The 14,532-nt window shown below is 64.5% G+C and carries 14 protein-coding genes; 7 read left to right on the top strand and 7 right to left on the bottom strand.

Annotation, left to right across the window (positions count from 1 at the left end; all coding sequences use genetic code 11):
* Positions 1-87 precede the first annotated feature (87 nt).
* From accC to AC1DMA_RS21380, 4 genes are all read right to left on the bottom strand, one after another.
* Positions 88-1,437: an acetyl-CoA carboxylase biotin carboxylase subunit gene (accC, locus tag AC1DMA_RS21395; protein ID WP_478126016.1), complete on the bottom strand. Its 1,350-nt coding sequence runs from the start codon at positions 1,435-1,437 to the stop codon at positions 88-90.
* 2 nt (positions 1,438-1,439) lie between these two features.
* A complete protein-coding gene (gene accB, locus AC1DMA_RS21390; protein ID WP_478126015.1) occupies positions 1,440-1,904 on the bottom strand; it encodes an acetyl-CoA carboxylase biotin carboxyl carrier protein in 465 nt (154 codons plus the stop codon).
* A gap of 113 nt (positions 1,905-2,017) precedes the next feature.
* Complete coding sequence (locus AC1DMA_RS21385) at positions 2,018-2,551, bottom strand: TlpA family protein disulfide reductase (protein ID WP_478126014.1); 534 nt, start codon at positions 2,549-2,551, stop codon at positions 2,018-2,020.
* A complete protein-coding gene (locus AC1DMA_RS21380) occupies positions 2,548-3,147 on the bottom strand; it encodes a hypothetical protein (protein ID WP_478145437.1) in 600 nt (199 codons plus the stop codon). Before AC1DMA_RS21380 ends, AC1DMA_RS21385 begins: the two co-directional genes overlap by 4 nt.
* Before the next feature lie 67 nt (positions 3,148-3,214).
* Here AC1DMA_RS21380 and mpl point away from each other — a divergent pair, with 67 nt between their 5' ends.
* Both mpl and AC1DMA_RS21370 read left to right on the top strand, forming a co-directional pair.
* The gene (gene mpl, locus AC1DMA_RS21375; RefSeq protein WP_478145436.1) at positions 3,215-4,618 is read left to right on the top strand and encodes a UDP-N-acetylmuramate:L-alanyl-gamma-D-glutamyl-meso-diaminopimelate ligase; all 1,404 of its coding nucleotides are present in this window, start codon (positions 3,215-3,217) and stop codon (positions 4,616-4,618) included.
* 18 nt (positions 4,619-4,636) lie between these two features.
* A complete protein-coding gene (locus AC1DMA_RS21370) occupies positions 4,637-5,146 on the top strand; it encodes a cupin domain-containing protein (protein ID WP_478126011.1) in 510 nt (169 codons plus the stop codon).
* Positions 5,147-5,176: 30 nt separating this feature from the next.
* Here AC1DMA_RS21370 and AC1DMA_RS21365 read toward each other — a convergent pair whose 3' ends face one another.
* The 3 genes from AC1DMA_RS21365 to rodA all read right to left on the bottom strand — a co-directional run bounded on the left by AC1DMA_RS21365 (position 5,177) and on the right by rodA (position 9,166).
* Positions 5,177-6,295: a 3-deoxy-7-phosphoheptulonate synthase gene (locus AC1DMA_RS21365; RefSeq protein ID WP_478145435.1), complete on the bottom strand. Its 1,119-nt coding sequence runs from the start codon at positions 6,293-6,295 to the stop codon at positions 5,177-5,179.
* Positions 6,296-6,497: 202 nt separating this feature from the next.
* The gene (gene tldD / locus AC1DMA_RS21360; protein WP_478126009.1) at positions 6,498-7,958 is read right to left on the bottom strand and encodes a metalloprotease TldD; all 1,461 of its coding nucleotides are present in this window, start codon (positions 7,956-7,958) and stop codon (positions 6,498-6,500) included.
* A gap of 53 nt (positions 7,959-8,011) precedes the next feature.
* Positions 8,012-9,166 carry a rod shape-determining protein RodA gene (rodA, locus tag AC1DMA_RS21355; RefSeq protein ID WP_478126008.1) on the bottom strand — a complete coding sequence of 385 codons (1,155 nt, stop codon included), beginning with the start codon at positions 9,164-9,166 and terminating at the stop codon, positions 8,012-8,014.
* 103 nt (positions 9,167-9,269) lie between these two features.
* Between rodA and AC1DMA_RS21350 the strand changes: the two genes are divergently transcribed.
* The 5 genes from AC1DMA_RS21350 to AC1DMA_RS21330 are packed head-to-tail and all read left to right on the top strand — an operon-like array spanning position 9,270 to position 14,454.
* Positions 9,270-9,860 (top strand): YqiA/YcfP family alpha/beta fold hydrolase, encoded by a 591-nt coding sequence (locus tag AC1DMA_RS21350; RefSeq protein WP_478145434.1) that lies wholly within the window; start codon positions 9,270-9,272, stop codon positions 9,858-9,860.
* 48 nt (positions 9,861-9,908) lie between these two features.
* Positions 9,909-11,969 (top strand): ribonuclease catalytic domain-containing protein, encoded by a 2,061-nt coding sequence (locus tag AC1DMA_RS21345; protein ID WP_478145433.1) that lies wholly within the window; start codon positions 9,909-9,911, stop codon positions 11,967-11,969.
* A gap of 16 nt (positions 11,970-11,985) precedes the next feature.
* Positions 11,986-12,843, top strand: a complete 858-nt coding sequence (locus tag AC1DMA_RS21340; protein ID WP_478126005.1) for an energy transducer TonB — start codon at positions 11,986-11,988, stop codon at positions 12,841-12,843.
* 22 nt (positions 12,844-12,865) lie between these two features.
* Positions 12,866-13,708, top strand: coding sequence for a shikimate dehydrogenase (aroE, locus tag AC1DMA_RS21335; protein ID WP_478145574.1), 843 nt, complete (start codon positions 12,866-12,868; stop codon positions 13,706-13,708).
* On the top strand, positions 13,705-14,454 hold the full coding sequence (locus AC1DMA_RS21330; protein ID WP_478145432.1) for a transglycosylase domain-containing protein: 750 nt from the start codon (positions 13,705-13,707) through the stop codon (positions 14,452-14,454). The genes aroE and AC1DMA_RS21330 overlap by 4 nt, the downstream gene beginning before the upstream one ends.
* Positions 14,455-14,532: the final 78 nt, after the last annotated feature.

The raw sequence follows: 14,532 nt of genomic DNA, 5'->3' as shown, positions 1-14,532 counted from the left end.
CGCGGAACCGGCTCAGCCGGGCCGCTGGTGTTGCCCCCTGCAAGGGGGTAGGCGAAGCGACACGAAGTGCGCGCAGCCTGGGGGTGTTCACCTCTTATGCGCAGCCAGCCACTCTTCAAGATAGTGGATGTTCGTGCCACCACTCATGAACTTGGCATCGACCATCAGTTCGCGGTGCAGCGGCACGTTGGTCTGGATGCCTTCGATCACCGTTTCGTTCAGCGCGGTACGCATGCGCGCAAGCGCCTGCTCCCGCGTGTCGCCGTGCACGATGATCTTGCCAATCATCGAGTCATAGTTGGGCGGCACGAAGTAGTTCGTGTAGACGTGCGAATCGACGCGCACCCCTGGACCACCCGGCGGATGCCACATGGTGATGCGGCCGGGCGAAGGCGTGAACTTGTACGGGTCTTCGGCGTTGATGCGGCACTCGATGGCGTGGCCGCGCATCTCGATCTGGCGCTGCGTGAAGGGCAACTTCTCGCCAGCGGCGACCATGATCTGCGTCTTCACGATGTCGATGCCGGTGGTGAATTCCGTCACCGGATGCTCCACCTGCACGCGCGTGTTCATTTCGATGAAATAGAACTCGCCGTTTTCGTAGAGAAACTCGAAGGTGCCGGCGCCGCGATAGCCGATTCGCTTGCAAGCGGCAGCGCAGCGCTCGCCGATCTTTTCGATCAGCTTGCGAGGAATGCCGGGGGCGGGGGATTCTTCGATCACCTTCTGGTGGCGCCGCTGCATCGAGCAGTCACGCTCGCCGAGGTACACCGCGTTCTTGTGCTTGTCGGCCAGTATCTGGATTTCGATGTGGCGCGGGTCCTGGAGAAACTTCTCCATGTAGACCGCCGGATTGTTGAAAGCCGCGCCGGCTTCCGCCTTGGTCATCTGGATCGCATTGACCAGCGCCGCTTCGGTGTGAACGACGCGCATGCCTCGTCCACCGCCGCCGCCTGCCGCCTTGATGATGACGGGGTAGCCGATGGCGCGCGCGATGCGCTTGTTGGCGGTCGGGTCGTCCGACAGTTCACCGTCCGAGCCGGGCACGCAAGGCACGCCGGCCTTGATCATGGCTTGCTTGGCGGACACCTTGTCGCCCATGAGGCGGATCGATTCCGGGCTGGGGCCGATGAACTGAAAGCCGCTCTGCTCCACGCGCTCGGCGAAGTTGGCGTTCTCGCTCAAAAATCCGTAGCCGGGATGGATGGCCTCGGAATCCGTCACCTCGGCGGCCGAGATGATGGCGGGCATATTCAAATAGCTTTGCGCGGACGGCGCGGGACCGATGCACACGGCCTCCTCGGCCAGCTTGACATATTTGGCTTCTCGGTCGGCCTCGGAATACACCATCACCGCCTTGATGCCGAGCTCGCTGCATGCCCGCTGGATCCGCAGGGCAATCTCGCCGCGGTTGGCGACCAGGATCTTCTTGAACATGGTCACTCGATGATGAACAACGGCTGGCCGTACTCGACCGCCTGGCCGTTCTCGACGAGGATTTGTGTGACGGTGCCGCTCTTGTCGGCTTCGATTTCGTTGAGGATCTTCATCGCCTCGATGATGCAGACGGTGTCGCCTTCCTTCACCTGAGTGCCGATCTCGACAAAGGCTGCGGCGCCAGGACTCGAAGAGCGGTAGAAGGTGCCCACCATGGGGGACTTGACTGCGTGACCCGCCGCGGCTGCTTCAGGCGTGGCTGCTGGGTTGGCTTGTGCAGGAGCGGGGCCGGCGCCGATCGCGGGGGCCGCCGCGGCAGGCGAGGCGACAGCTTGCACGTATTGCACTGGAGCGGCCGTGCCGCCCTTGACGATCCGGACCTTCCCCTCGGTCTCGGTGATTTCCAGTTCGGAAATGTTGGATTCAGACACTAGGTCGATCAGTGTCTTGAGCTTGCGTAGATCCATGGGACTCCAGCGTCGGCTTTGCCGATTATTAGAACTTAACTCGCCTGAAAACCGGTCTTTTTCGGCGTTTAGGCGCCATCTACCGAATGTGGGGCTGGATTTTAGCCGTGAAATCAGGCACGCCGCCAAGCCTGGAGGTCGCCTGGTTCGAGCTTGCCCATTTTACGCGCCGCGACTGAGCCGCTGCTGTCGATCACCAGCGTGAAGGGGAGTCCCCCCGACGTGTTGCCAAGCTGCTTGACGAGCTCGGTGCCCTGGAGCCCGGCCAAGCCGACCGGATATGTCACCGGCGTCTTGCCAAGGAATTTGCGGACGGAGCTCGGCTGGTCGATGGCCAATCCGATCACTTGCCAACCGTTGGCTCCGTTTTCCTTGAAGAAAGCATCGATCAGCGGCATTTCCTCGACGCAAGGCGGACACCAGGTCGCCCAGAAGTTGACCAACAGCGGCTTGCCGCGCAAGCTCTCGAGGACCAGCTCGCCGCCCTCGGGCCGATCGAAACGCTGCGCCCAAAAGGTCTCGTCCATGCGATCGGCGGCGCCTTGCGAATCCCTGCTGCGCCAATAGGCACCGCCGATTCCGGCCGCGGCCGCCACTGCGGCAACCGCGCCATAAAGCAGGCCGCGACGAGTAGGGCCGGGGGTCATCCGTTTTCCTGTTCTTTCTCTACCAGCCGCCGCAGCGCGGCCAGATTGCCGCGGGGCGCCCGACCCTGGGCGTCCGGCTTGAGCGCCCCGCGCAGGTCGTCGAGATCGTAGACCAGCAAGTGCACGCCGATCTCTTCACCCAGCGCCCGGCTGGTCGCATGAACGCTGAGCGCTTCGACCTGCTCTCCATGGAAGCCGGTGACCATGCGGGGTTCATAGTCCACGTGGTGATCGATCAGGGCGATTTCGGCCGATTTCGAGTCGTCGCAGAACAGCTGTATATATATGTCGGACAGCCGCGTGGCCGTGCCGTGCCATACCGCGCCACCCACGTGAGGCCTGAATTCAGCCATGCGCTCCATCCACTCCAGCGCCAGAAGGCGCAGGGCATGCAGCTCCTGGGGCTGCGTATCTGAACAATAGAGCCGGATGTAGTCGCGCACCTCGGCCTCGATTTCGTCGTTGTTGGGCAGAGCGGTGCGCGCAGGCAAGGCCAGGTCGCGCAGCGCCCGGCGCTTGGCGGGCCCGTATTCAAGCCCCTCCTCGACGACAAGGCGGGCAGCGGTAGCGGCGATTTCCTGCTTGGACGAGTCCATCGGAGCATTTTGCCCCCAGTCGCACGGGCGCAGAAGACCGCGGCGCCAGCATCCCTAGAATCGGCCGATGCACATTCACATTCTCGGCATCTGCGGCACCTTCATGGGAGGTCTCGCGGCGCTGGCGCGCGAAGCCGGCCACCGGGTGACCGGCTGCGATGCCGGCGTCTATCCGCCGATGAGCGACCAATTGCGCGCCCTCGGCATCGACCTGATCGAAGGCTTTGGCGCTGACCAACTGGCCTTGAAACCCGACGTGTACGTGGTCGGGAACGTGGTTTCGCGGGCTCGCCTGCCCGACGGCTCGCCCAAGTTCCCGCTGATGGAAGCGATCCTCGACGCCGGTGTCAGCTACACCAGTGGTCCGCAATGGTTGGCGGAACACGTGCTCCAGGGCCGTCACGTCATGGCCGTCGCCGGTACGCACGGCAAGACGACCACCACTTCGATGCTTTCGTGGATCCTCGAGCGCGCCGGCCTGGCCCCTGGATTTCTCGTGGGCGGCGTGCCGCTGGATTTCGGCGTATCGGCCCGGCTCGGGCGCGACAGCGCGGCGCCCTTCGTGATCGAAGCGGACGAATACGACACCGCCTTTTTCGACAAGCGCAGCAAGTTCGTCCACTATCGGCCGCGCACGGCCATCCTCAACAACCTGGAATTCGATCACGCAGACATCTTCGATGACCTCGCGGCGATCGAAAGGCAGTTCCATCATCTGGTCCGCACCGTACCCGGCTCCGGCCGCATCGTGGTCAACGCAACCGAGGAAAGCCTGCAACGGGTGCTGGCACAAGGGTGCTGGAGCGAGCTCGCGCGCTTCGGCGCCGGTGGCGAATGGCAGGCGCGCGGGACGCACGACGCCTTCGACGTGCTCCGCGACGGCGCGGCTGTCGGCCGCGTCGAATGGGCGCTGACCGGTTTGCACAACCAGATGAATGCTCTGGCGGCCATCGCCGCGGCCGAACACGTCGGCCTGGCGCCAGCCGCCGCTGCGGATGCATTGGGCAGCTTCCGCAACGTGCGCCGTCGGATGGAATTGCGCGGCACCGTGGACGTCGGCCAAGGAGAAGTCACGGTGTATGACGACTTCGCCCATCATCCGACGGCGATCCGGACCACGCTGGATGGCCTGCGGCAGAAGCTCGACACCGGCGGCAAGGACCGTGAGCGCATCCTCGCCGTGTTCGAGCCGCGCAGCAACACGATGAAGCTGGGAACCATGGCGGCGCAGTTGCCCTGGAGCCTGGAAGCGGCGGACTTGTCGTTCTGCCACAGTGGCGGCCTCGACTGGGACGCCGCTGCGGCGCTCGCCCCCATGGGTGCACGCGCCAAAGTGGCTGGCACCATCGACGCGCTGATTGCACAGGTGATTGCGGCGGCGCGCCCCGGCGACCACGTCGTCTGCATGAGCAACGGCGGCTTCGGCGGCATTCACGAGAAGCTGCTTTCGGCGCTCGGCGGGACGCATTGAGCCGCACGCGGGACTAACATGCGCACCATGCGTGCGCAGCAGCTCATTGAAACCCTGAACCTTCGCCCTCACCCCGAAGGCGGCTGGTATCGCGAGATCTTCCGCTCGGCGGCGCAAGTCCAACCGCACGATGGCAGGCCCACGCGCGACGCACTGACGACCATCTATTTCTTGCTCGAAGCGCACCAGCACTCGCGTTGGCACCGGGTGCAGTCAGACGAAGTCTGGATCCACCTGGAAGGCGCGCCGCTTTCGCTCTGGGTCAGCGACGCGGCGCTGCGCACACCGCCTGCGCATGTCCGGCTTGGCCCGGTTGACGTGCATGGCACGCGACCGCAACACACCGTTCCGGCCGGCCAGTGGCAAGCTGCCCGCCCTATGGGTGCGGAAGGCGGGGCCGACTACACGCTGGTGAGTTGCACCGTCGGGCCGGGCTTCGATTTCAGCGATTTTTCGTTCATGCAGCCCGACGGCGAAGAAGCCTCGCTCCTGCGGCACCACTGGCCGCAACTCGCTGCGCTGATCTGACGCCAAGCGCGCAAGCAGCGCCCCCTTCCTTCAGCCCCGGCGGTGCTTGACCGCTTGCGACAGCAGGTCGAGCACCTGCGTCGAATCTTCCCAGCCGAGGCAGGCGTCCGTGATGCTCTTGCCATATTCGAGCGCCGAGACGGAGTCCTTGCCGGGGGTGAACTTCTGCGCGCCGGCATGCAGGTGACTCTCGACCATCAGGCCGAAGATGCTGCGACTGCCACCAGCGATCTGATCCGCGATGTCCTTGGCAACCTCGATCTGCTTCTGGTGCTGCTTGCTGCTGTTGGCATGACTGCAATCGACCATCAGCCTCGGCGGCAGCTTGGCGGCTTCGAGGTCCTTGCAAGCCGCGGCGACGCTGGCGGCGTCATAGTTGGGCGCCTTGCCGCCGCGCAGGATGACGTGGCAATCCTGGTTGCCGTTCGTCTGCACGATGGCGACCTGGCCATTCTTGTGTACCGAGAGGAAGTGATGGCCCCGCGCCGCCGCCTGGATCGCATCGGTGGCGATGCGGATATTGCCGTCGGTGCCGTTCTTGAAGCCGATCGGCGCCGACAGGCCGGAAGCCAGTTCGCGATGCACCTGGCTCTCGGTAGTGCGCGCCCCGATGGCGCCCCACGCGATCAGATCACCGATGTACTGCGGAGAGATCACGTCCAGGAATTCGCTGCCAGCCGGAAGGCCCAGGCGGTTGATGTCGATAAGGAGCTGTCGTGCAATCCGCAGGCCCTCGTCGATGCGGTAGCTCTCGTCCAGGTAAGGATCGTTGATGAGGCCCTTCCATCCGACGGTCGTGCGCGGCTTTTCGAAGTAGACGCGCATCACGATCTCCAGAGTGCCGGCGTACTTCTCGCGCTCGGCCTTCAGGTGCCGCGCGTAGTCGAGAGCCGCCGCAGGGTCGTGGATGGAGCATGGCCCCATCACCACCAGCAGGCGATCGTCCTTGCCGGCCATGATGTGGTGGATCGCCCGGCGGGTGCCGGTGATCAGCGATTCGACCGGCGTCCCCCTGATCGGGAAGAAGCGGATCAGGTGTTCGGGAGGAGGCAACACAGTGATGTCCTTGATGCGTTCGTCGTCGGTCCGGCTGGTCTTTTCGACGTTCGCATACCAGGTGTCGCTGGGCGGGGCGGCTTTCGTGCTCATCTGCGTTCCTTCTGTCGTGGTCTTGGTTTCGTGAGGGCAATAAAAAACCGCCGGGCTTTTGGCACCGGCGGTTTTGGGAGGTTCTGCTTGTCTGCTTGCTTTACGCGCGCGCCTCTCGTCCGCCGGAATCCGGGAACCAAAAGTAGGCAAAGAAATAAGCGCGAGGTGCAGACATGGGCGTGAAATGTAGCACGGCTGGTTCTCAGGCGGTGCCGCCGACTGTCAGTCCGTCAATGCGCAAAGTGGGCTGGCCGACGCCGACCGGTACGCTCTGGCCTTCCTTTCCACAGGTGCCGACGCCGGTGTCGAGCGACATGTCGTTGCCGATCATCGTGACGCGCGTGAGCGCATCGGGTCCGTTGCCCACGAGCGTCGCACCCTTGACCGGGTACTGGATCTTGCCGTTTTCCACCCAATAGGCTTCGCTCGCCGAAAACACGAACTTGCCGCTCGTGATGTCGACCTGGCCACCGCCGAAGTTGGTGGCGTAGAGGCCCTTCTTGATGCTGGCGACGATTTCCTCCGGCGCGCGATCGCCGCCGAGCATGTAGGTGTTGGTCATGCGGGGCATCGGCGCATGCGCATAGCTTTCGCGACGGCCATTGCCCGTGGGCTTGGTCTTCATCAGGCGCGCGTTGAGCGAATCCTGGATGTAGCCCTTGAGGATGCCGTCTTCGATCAGCACGTTGCGCTGGGTGGCATTGCCTTCGTCGTCGACGTTCAGCGAACCGCGGCGGTCGGCGATGGTGCCGTCGTCGAGCACCGTCACGCCCTTGGCCGCCACGCGCTGGCCGATACGGCCCGAGAAGGCGCTCGAGCCCTTGCGGTTGAAATCGCCCTCCAAGCCGTGGCCGATGGCCTCGTGCAGCAGGATGCCCGGCCAACCTGGGCCGAGGACCACGGTCATCTCGCCGGCGGGCGCAGGGCGCGAATCCAGATTGGTGAGCGCCGACTTGACAGCCTGGTCGACGTATTCGGCGATGTGTTCATCGTCGAAGTAAGCGAGGCCGAAGCGGCCACCGCCTCCGCCCGAACCCACTTCCCGGCGGCCGTTCTGCTCGGCGATCACAGTGACCGACAAGCGCACCAACGGCCGCACATCAGCGGCCAACGTGCCGTCGGCGCGAGCCACCAGCACGACGTCGTATTCGCTCGCAAGACCCGCCATGACTTGTGCCACGCGCGGATCGCGAGAGCGCGCGAGCTTCTCGACCTTTTCGAGGAGCTGGACCTTGGCGGTGCTGTCGAGCGTGGCGATGGGGTCGATGCCGCCGTACAGCGAACGGCTGCTCGCGATCTTGCGCGCGGGAGCCTTGACCCGGGCCGTGCGTCCGGCAGCCGAAATGCTGCGGACCGTGCGGGCGGCATCGAGAAGCGAAGCCTCGGAGATGTCGTCCGAATAGGCAAACGCGGTCTTTTCGCCGCTCACCGCACGTACGCCGACGCCCTGGTCAATGCTGAAGCTGCCGGTCTTGACGATGCCTTCTTCGAGGCTCCAGCCTTCGCTGCGCGTGTACTGGAAGTAGAGATCGGCGTCGTCCACCTTGTGCGCCGTGATTTCGGCGAGCGCACGCGAGAGGTGCGATTCGTCGAGTCCAAAGGGCGTGAGCAGGAGCTGCTGCGCCGTGGCGAGGCGCTCGATGGTGGGTTCGCGAGAGATCATCGAAACATTCTAGGCTCAGCCCCCAAGGCTTCGCTGGCGTATGTCACGACTGCTCAGGACTGCATCAGCCGTCTGGCGCGGGAGATCGACATCAGGATTCCGAGCCCCAGGCCCAGCGTCACCATGGCGGTGCCTCCGTAGCTGATGAAAGGCAGCGGCACGCCCACGACCGGAAGAATGCCGCTCACCATCCCCATGTTCACGAAGGCGTAGGTAAAGAAAATCATCGTGACCGCACCAGCCAGCAGCCGCGAGAAGAGCGTGGGCGCATTCATGGCGATCACCAGCCCGCGGAAGATCAGGAAAATGAAGGACGCAATCAGCGCCAGGTTGCCCGCTAGACCGAATTCCTCGGAATAGGCAGCGAAGATGAAGTCGGTCGTGCGCTCGGGGATGAACTCCAGGTGCGTCTGCGTGCCCTGCATGAACCCCTTGCCGCCGACGCCACCGGAGCCGATCGCGATCATCCCCTGGATGATGTGAAAGCCTTTGCCGAGAGGGTCTTTCGTCGGGTCGAGCAAGGTACAGATGCGTTGCTTCTGATAGTCGTGAAGGATCCGCCAGTCGAAGCCGTCGGCACAGAGCTGCGATTCGAAGCCGACGATGAGGGAGACGGCGATCAGCCCGATCACCACCGGCGGCACGATCAGCTTCCACGAAAGACCCGCGAAGAAGATCACCGACAGTCCCGTTGCCAGCACCAGCAGTGCGGTCCCGAGGTCGGGCTGCTTCATGATCAGGCCCACCGGTATGGCCAGCAGAATGGTCGCGACGACGAAATCGAGCGGGCGCAGCTGGCCTTCCCGCCGCTGGAACCACCACGAAAGCATCAGCGGCATCGCGATCTTGAGAATCTCGCTCGGCTGGATCACGACGCCCACGTTGATCCACCGTTGTGCACCCTTCTTGGTGATCCCGAAGACTGCCACCGCCACCAGCAGCCCAATGCCCAACGTATAGAGCGGAACGGCGAACACCATCAGCCGCTGCGGCGGAATCTGCGCCACCACGAACATGATGAAGGCCGCCAGCAGCATGTTGCGGCCGTGATCCGCAAAGCGGGTGCCGTGGTCGTAACCCGACGAATACATGGTCAGCATGCCTGCACAGGCGAGCAGCAGCACGGCGAAGGCAAGAAATCCGTCGAAACCCTGGAACACGGGCAACAGACGTCGCGCGAGCGAGGGTTGTTGGAACACGGCAGACATGGGCCGGGATTATCCGGCCGACAGCACTCCTGAGGGCCGCCAGGGGCTCTGTAATTGCTCGTTCGAACGCAACTCCTTCCGGCAGCCTCCTGATAATGAATGCATGGCCCCTGTGACCCACCTGCTCTATTTGCACGGCTTTCGTTCTTCGCCACGTTCGACCAAGGCGAGCCAGATGGCCCGCTGCATCGCGGAGCGACACCCCAGCGTGAAGTGGTGGTGCCCCCAGCTTCCGCCCTCGCCGCGCGAGGCGATGGATCTGGTGATGGACGGAATTGCCGATTGGCCAGCCGCGACCATGGCCGTGGTGGGCTCGTCGCTCGGCGGCTTCTACGCCACCTTCGTCGCTGAAAAGACCGGCTGCCGCGCCGTGCTGCTCAATCCCGCGGTGAACGCGGCGCGCGATCTCGCGCGATACGTGGGCGACCAGACGCTTTGGCACGATCCGGGCGAGCATTTCTATTTCCGCGCCGAATGCATCGGTGAACTGCGCGCGCTGGAGGTCGGCCTCCTGAAGCACCCGGAACGGGTGTTCGCGGTGATCGCCAAGGGGGACGAAGTGCTCGACTGGCGGGAAATGACCGCCCGCTATCCCGGAAGTCGCGTGAAGCTCATCGAGGGCGAAGACCACGCCCTGTCGAACTTCGAGCGCTCTCACCTGCGGGACGTGCTCGGATTTCTCGACCTCCCCTGAGCGCTTTGGCAACGGGAATGCGCTGCGCTGCGTGGGACAATCCGCGCCATGTTTGTTTTGTTCGAAGAAGCCGGAAAGTACCTCGGCGGCCGCGTCCTGTCGGAGAGCGATGCCTCTGCGCAGGTGGAGCTCGAGACCGGTAAGCGCGTCAAGGTCAAGGGCGCCAACATCGTGCTGCGCTTTGAAAAGCCGGCGCCCGCGGAACTGATCGCGGAAGCGCGCACCCTGGCGGCCGGCATCGACCTCGACCTCGCCTGGGAATTCGCTCCCGAAGGCGAATTCGGTTTCGGCGAACTGGCCACCGAATACTTCCAGGCGCATCCGACGCTCGTACAGCAGGCGGCGGCGCTGTTGGCTGTGTTCGATGCTCCGCACTACTTCCGCCGCGCCGGCAAGGGCCGCTTCAAGAAGGCGCCAGCCGAAATCGTCCAGCAGGCGCTGGCGGCGATCGAGAAGAAAAAGGCGGTTCAGGCGCAGATTGCCGAATGGTCGGGTCAACTGGCAGCGGGCGAGTGCCCGGCGCCTGTGCGCGAGCAGCTTTTCAAGATCCTGTTCCGGCCGGACAAGAATGCCCCCGAATACAAGGCAGTCGTCGAAGCCGCGCGCGCCACGCAGCGGCCGCCGCTCGAACTCCTGAAGCAGGCGGGTGCGATCGACTCGTCGTATGAATTCCACTGGCGGCGATTCCTCTTCGAGAACTTCCCCAAGGGCACCGGCTTTCCGACGCTCAACGCGCCGGAAATTGACGACGAGTTGCCGGTCGCTGACGTCCAGGCTTTTTCGATCGACGACTCGCAGACGACCGAAATCGACGATGCGCTGTCAGTGCAGGGCCTCGGCAGCGGCACGGTGACGGTCGGTGTCCACATCGCCGCGCCGGGCCTCGCGCTCGTGCCGGGCAGCGCCATCGACCAGGTCGCGCGCACGCGGATGTCCACCGTCTACATGCCGGGCCACAAGATCACGATGCTGCCCGACCATGTGGTCGAGGCCTACACCTTGCAGGAAGGCCGCAATTGCCCGGCGGTTTCTCTCTACGCGACTTTCGACGAAACCACCTTGGCGTTGAAGACGACCGAGACGCGCATCGAGCGCGTGCCCGTCATTGCCAACCTGCGCCACGACCAGCTCGATGCGGTGGTCACGCAGGAATGGCTCGAAGACCCCGCGGTGAACGCTGACGGCACACCTGAAATCGCCAGCCGAGTGCGCGAGCCGCTGACTTTCCTGTTCCGCCTCGCCAAGCAATTGAAGGGGCAGCGGGAAGTGATCCGGGGCAAGCCCGAAAGCTTCAACCGGCCGGACTACACATTCCGCCTGGTGGGCAACGAAGGCGAACCCACCGGCAATGAACAGGTGCAAATCGGCACGCGGCGCCGCGGCGCGCCGCTCGACCTGATCGTCTCCGAAGCAATGATCCTCGCCAACAGCAGTTGGGGCGGCTGGCTCGGAGAACTCGGCGTTCCCGGGCTCTACCGGAGCCAGGCGAGCCTCGCGCCCGGCATCAAGGTTCGCATGGGGACGCGAGCGCTGCCGCATGCCGGGCTCGGCGTCAAAAGCTACGCCTGGAGCACGTCGCCCCTGCGCCGTTACATCGACCTGGTCAATCAGTGGCAGATCATCGCTGCCGCGCGCCACGGCAAGACGGCAGCACTGGCAGCGCCTTTCAAGCCGAAGGATGCCGACCTGTTCTCCATCCTCTCCGGCTTCGACGCTGCCTACAGCGCTTACAACGCGCACCAGGGCGGCATGGAGCGCTTCTGGACGCTCAAGTACATCCAGCAGCAGGGCATCACCGAGCTCGACGCCACGCTGGTGAAGGATGTCCCGAACGGCGCATTGGTCCGTGCCGACACGCTGCCGCTGGTGTTCCAGGTGACCGGAACGCAGGGCCTCCAGCGCGGGGCGCACGTGCGCGTCAAGCTCGGCGAAATCGACGAGATCGCGCTCGACGTGCACGGCACCGTCATCGCGCGTCTCGACGACACGGCCGCCGAAGCCGCGACCGAAGAAGAGAGCGGCGAGGACGAGGAAGAAGTCGCCGGCCCCATCGCGATCGCCGTGGATCTCGCAGACAGCGAGGCGGCACCCGAAAACACGCCCGCATGAGGGGAGAAGCCCGTCAATGAACCTGCGTGACTTCAGCACGCTGCAGATCGCGCTCGGCCTGTCGGTCATTGCCCATGCGGCCCTGCTGACCGTTCGCTTCGTCGATCCGGAATCCTTCAATCGCGTCTTCAAGGAAACGCCGCTTGAAGTCATTCTGGTCAACGCCAAGAGCAACGAACGGCCCGACAAGGCCAAGGCCATTGCACAGGCTTCACTCGCGGGCGGCGGCGATCTGGACAAGGGCCATGCCACGAGCCCGCTGCCGCCTTCGGCCTTCAGGACCATCGGCGACTCGATGGAAGACGCGCAGCGCCAGGTCGAATCGATGCAAGAGCAGCAGATGCTTTTGCTGGCGCAGATCAAGCAGCAGTTGGCCACCATGCCGGCACCTGACCCGCGCAGCCAGGGCAACCCCACCGAAGCAGCTGCGCGCGAGGAAAAGCGCCGGCAGCTGATCGATATGCTGGCCGCGATCGAACGCCGCGTGAACGAGGAGAACGCGCGCCCCAAGAAGCGCTATCTCAGCCCAGCCACGCGCGAAGCCGCCTACGCGTCGTATGTCGATGCATTGCGCCGCAAGATCGAAGCGCGAGGGACCGAGAACTTCCCCGAAGCCGCGGGCAAGAAGCTCTACGGCGAACTCACCATGCTGGTGACCGTCAACTTCGACGGCACGATCCTTGGAACCGAGATCGTCGAAAGCTCGGGGGACAAGACACTCGACCGGCGCGCGCAAGCGATCGTGCGCAGCATCGGCGGCTTCGGCAAGTTCAACGACGCGATGCGTCGCCAGACCGACCAGATCGTGCTGCCGTCGCGCTTCAAGTTCACGCACGACGAGACGCTGGAGACGCAACTTTCGTCGAGGCAATGACTGAATGAAGGGGAGAGGCAACATGGACCTGTACTGCGTGATGGGCAACCCGGTCGAGCACAGCCGCTCGCCGTGGATTCATGCGCGCTTTGCCGCACTGACGGGACAGACGCTGGACTATGGCCGCCGCCTTGCGCCCATCGACGGCTTTGCCGATGCCGTGGCCGCCTTTCGCGGCGACGCATCGGGCATCGCGCGCGGCTGCAACGTCACCGTGCCCTTCAAGTTCGATGCGGCTGCGTTGTCTCAGCACCTGACGCCGCGCGCCGCGCTGGCCCGCGCCGTCAACGTGCTGAGCTTTCGCGATGACGGCATCCATGGCGACAACAGCGACGGCATCGGGATCGTCAACGACATCACCTTGCACGCGGGCGTATCCATTGCGGGCAGCGAATTGCTCTTGCTCGGCGCAGGCGGCGCATCCGCCGGCGTCCTTGGTCCGCTGATCGAGGCACGACCGCGCCGGCTCGTGGTCGCCAACCGCACGCTCGCCAAGGCCATCGCGCTGGTGCAGCGCCACGCGGCGCTCGCGTTGCAGCACCACGTCGCACTGGAGGCGCAAGAACTCGACGCCATACCGGGCACATTCGACGTACTGATCAATGCGACCGCGTCGAGCCTCGGCGGTGGAGAAGTGCCGGTCGCGGCCGGTGTCCTGAAGCCTGGCGCACTCGCGGTCGACATGATGTATGGCCCCTCCGCGGCCGGCTTCATGAACTGGGCTCGCGAACAGGGCGCCGTGCCGCGCGACGGCCTCGGCATGCTGGTCGAACAAGCCGCCGAAGCCTTCGAGATCTGGCGCGGCGTGCGCCCACCCACCGCTCCGGTGCTCGCCGAACTGCGAGCCATCGTCGAGGCGAAGTGAAACCGGTCCTTCGCTGGCTCGGCTGTGTGCTGATCGCCGCCTTCGCCCTGCAATTCTTCTTCATCGTCCGCATCGCGGCCATTGCGGTCATCGATCCGCAGTCGACCGCATTTCAACGCTCCGAAGCGTGGCGGCTCGCAACCCAGGGCCGCACCAACGGCGGCAGCGAATGGCAGCAGCGCTGGGTTCCTTACGCGCAGATCTCCGACTCTCTCAAGCGCGCAGTGATCGCCAGCGAAGACAGCGAGTTCATCTATCACCAGGGCGTCGAGTGGGAAGCCATCGAGCGCGCCCGCCAACGCAACGCCAAGGCCGAAGAAATTGCCGCGAAACGTGCTGCCCAGATGCGAGCCCGCGGCAAGGAACCCCGCCCGGCCCAACTGCGCGGTGGTTCTACCATCACGCAGCAGATTGCCAAGAACCTCCTGCTCTCCGGCGAACGAACCCTGCTGCGCAAAGCGCAGGAATTGATGCTCGCCACCGCATTGGAACTGCTCCTCAGCAAGGAGCGAATCCTCGAGATCTACCTCAACAACGTCGAATGGGGCGAAGGCATCTTCGGCGCCGAAGCCGCTGCCCAGCGCTACTACAAGAAGCCAGCCTCGAAACTAAGCGTCAGCGAGTCAGCCAAACTCGCCGTCATGCTCCCCAGCCCCAAGTTCTTCGAACGCCGCCAATCCTCAGGCTACTTGGCAACCCGCTCCGGCACCATAGCCGCCCGCATGCCCGCCGCAGACCTTCCCTGACCCGACCACCCCAGCGGCCGGCGAAGCCAGGCCCCCTCGTGAAACACCGCGGAACCGGCTTCGCCGGGCCGCCGGTGT

This window comes from Variovorax sp. 05N34 (genome assembly GCF_056397405.1).
The sequence above is the reverse complement of the archived record's forward strand: the minus strand, read 5'-3'. Positions and strand labels throughout refer to the sequence as shown.

Coding starts and splice junctions, on each gene's coding strand:
- AC1DMA_RS21365 (WP_478145435.1), bottom strand. CDS start 6,295: ATGAGCACGAAAGCCGCCCCGCCCAGCGACACCTGGTATGCGAACGTC.
- tldD (WP_478126009.1), bottom strand. CDS start 7,958: ATGATCTCTCGCGAACCCACCATCGAGCGCCTCGCCACGGCGCAGCAG.
- AC1DMA_RS21370 (WP_478126011.1), top strand. CDS start 4,637: ATGCGCACCATGCGTGCGCAGCAGCTCATTGAAACCCTGAACCTTCGC.
- AC1DMA_RS21380 (WP_478145437.1), bottom strand. CDS start 3,147: ATGGACTCGTCCAAGCAGGAAATCGCCGCTACCGCTGCCCGCCTTGTC.
- accB (WP_478126015.1), bottom strand. CDS start 1,904: ATGGATCTACGCAAGCTCAAGACACTGATCGACCTAGTGTCTGAATCC.
- rodA (WP_478126008.1), bottom strand. CDS start 9,166: ATGTCTGCCGTGTTCCAACAACCCTCGCTCGCGCGACGTCTGTTGCCC.
- accC (WP_478126016.1), bottom strand. CDS start 1,437: ATGTTCAAGAAGATCCTGGTCGCCAACCGCGGCGAGATTGCCCTGCGG.
- aroE (WP_478145574.1), top strand. CDS start 12,866: ATGGACCTGTACTGCGTGATGGGCAACCCGGTCGAGCACAGCCGCTCG.
- AC1DMA_RS21385 (WP_478126014.1), bottom strand. CDS start 2,551: ATGACCCCCGGCCCTACTCGTCGCGGCCTGCTTTATGGCGCGGTTGCC.
- AC1DMA_RS21345 (WP_478145433.1), top strand. CDS start 9,909: ATGTTTGTTTTGTTCGAAGAAGCCGGAAAGTACCTCGGCGGCCGCGTC.
- AC1DMA_RS21340 (WP_478126005.1), top strand. CDS start 11,986: ATGAACCTGCGTGACTTCAGCACGCTGCAGATCGCGCTCGGCCTGTCG.
- AC1DMA_RS21350 (WP_478145434.1), top strand. CDS start 9,270: ATGGCCCCTGTGACCCACCTGCTCTATTTGCACGGCTTTCGTTCTTCG.
- mpl (WP_478145436.1), top strand. CDS start 3,215: ATGCACATTCACATTCTCGGCATCTGCGGCACCTTCATGGGAGGTCTC.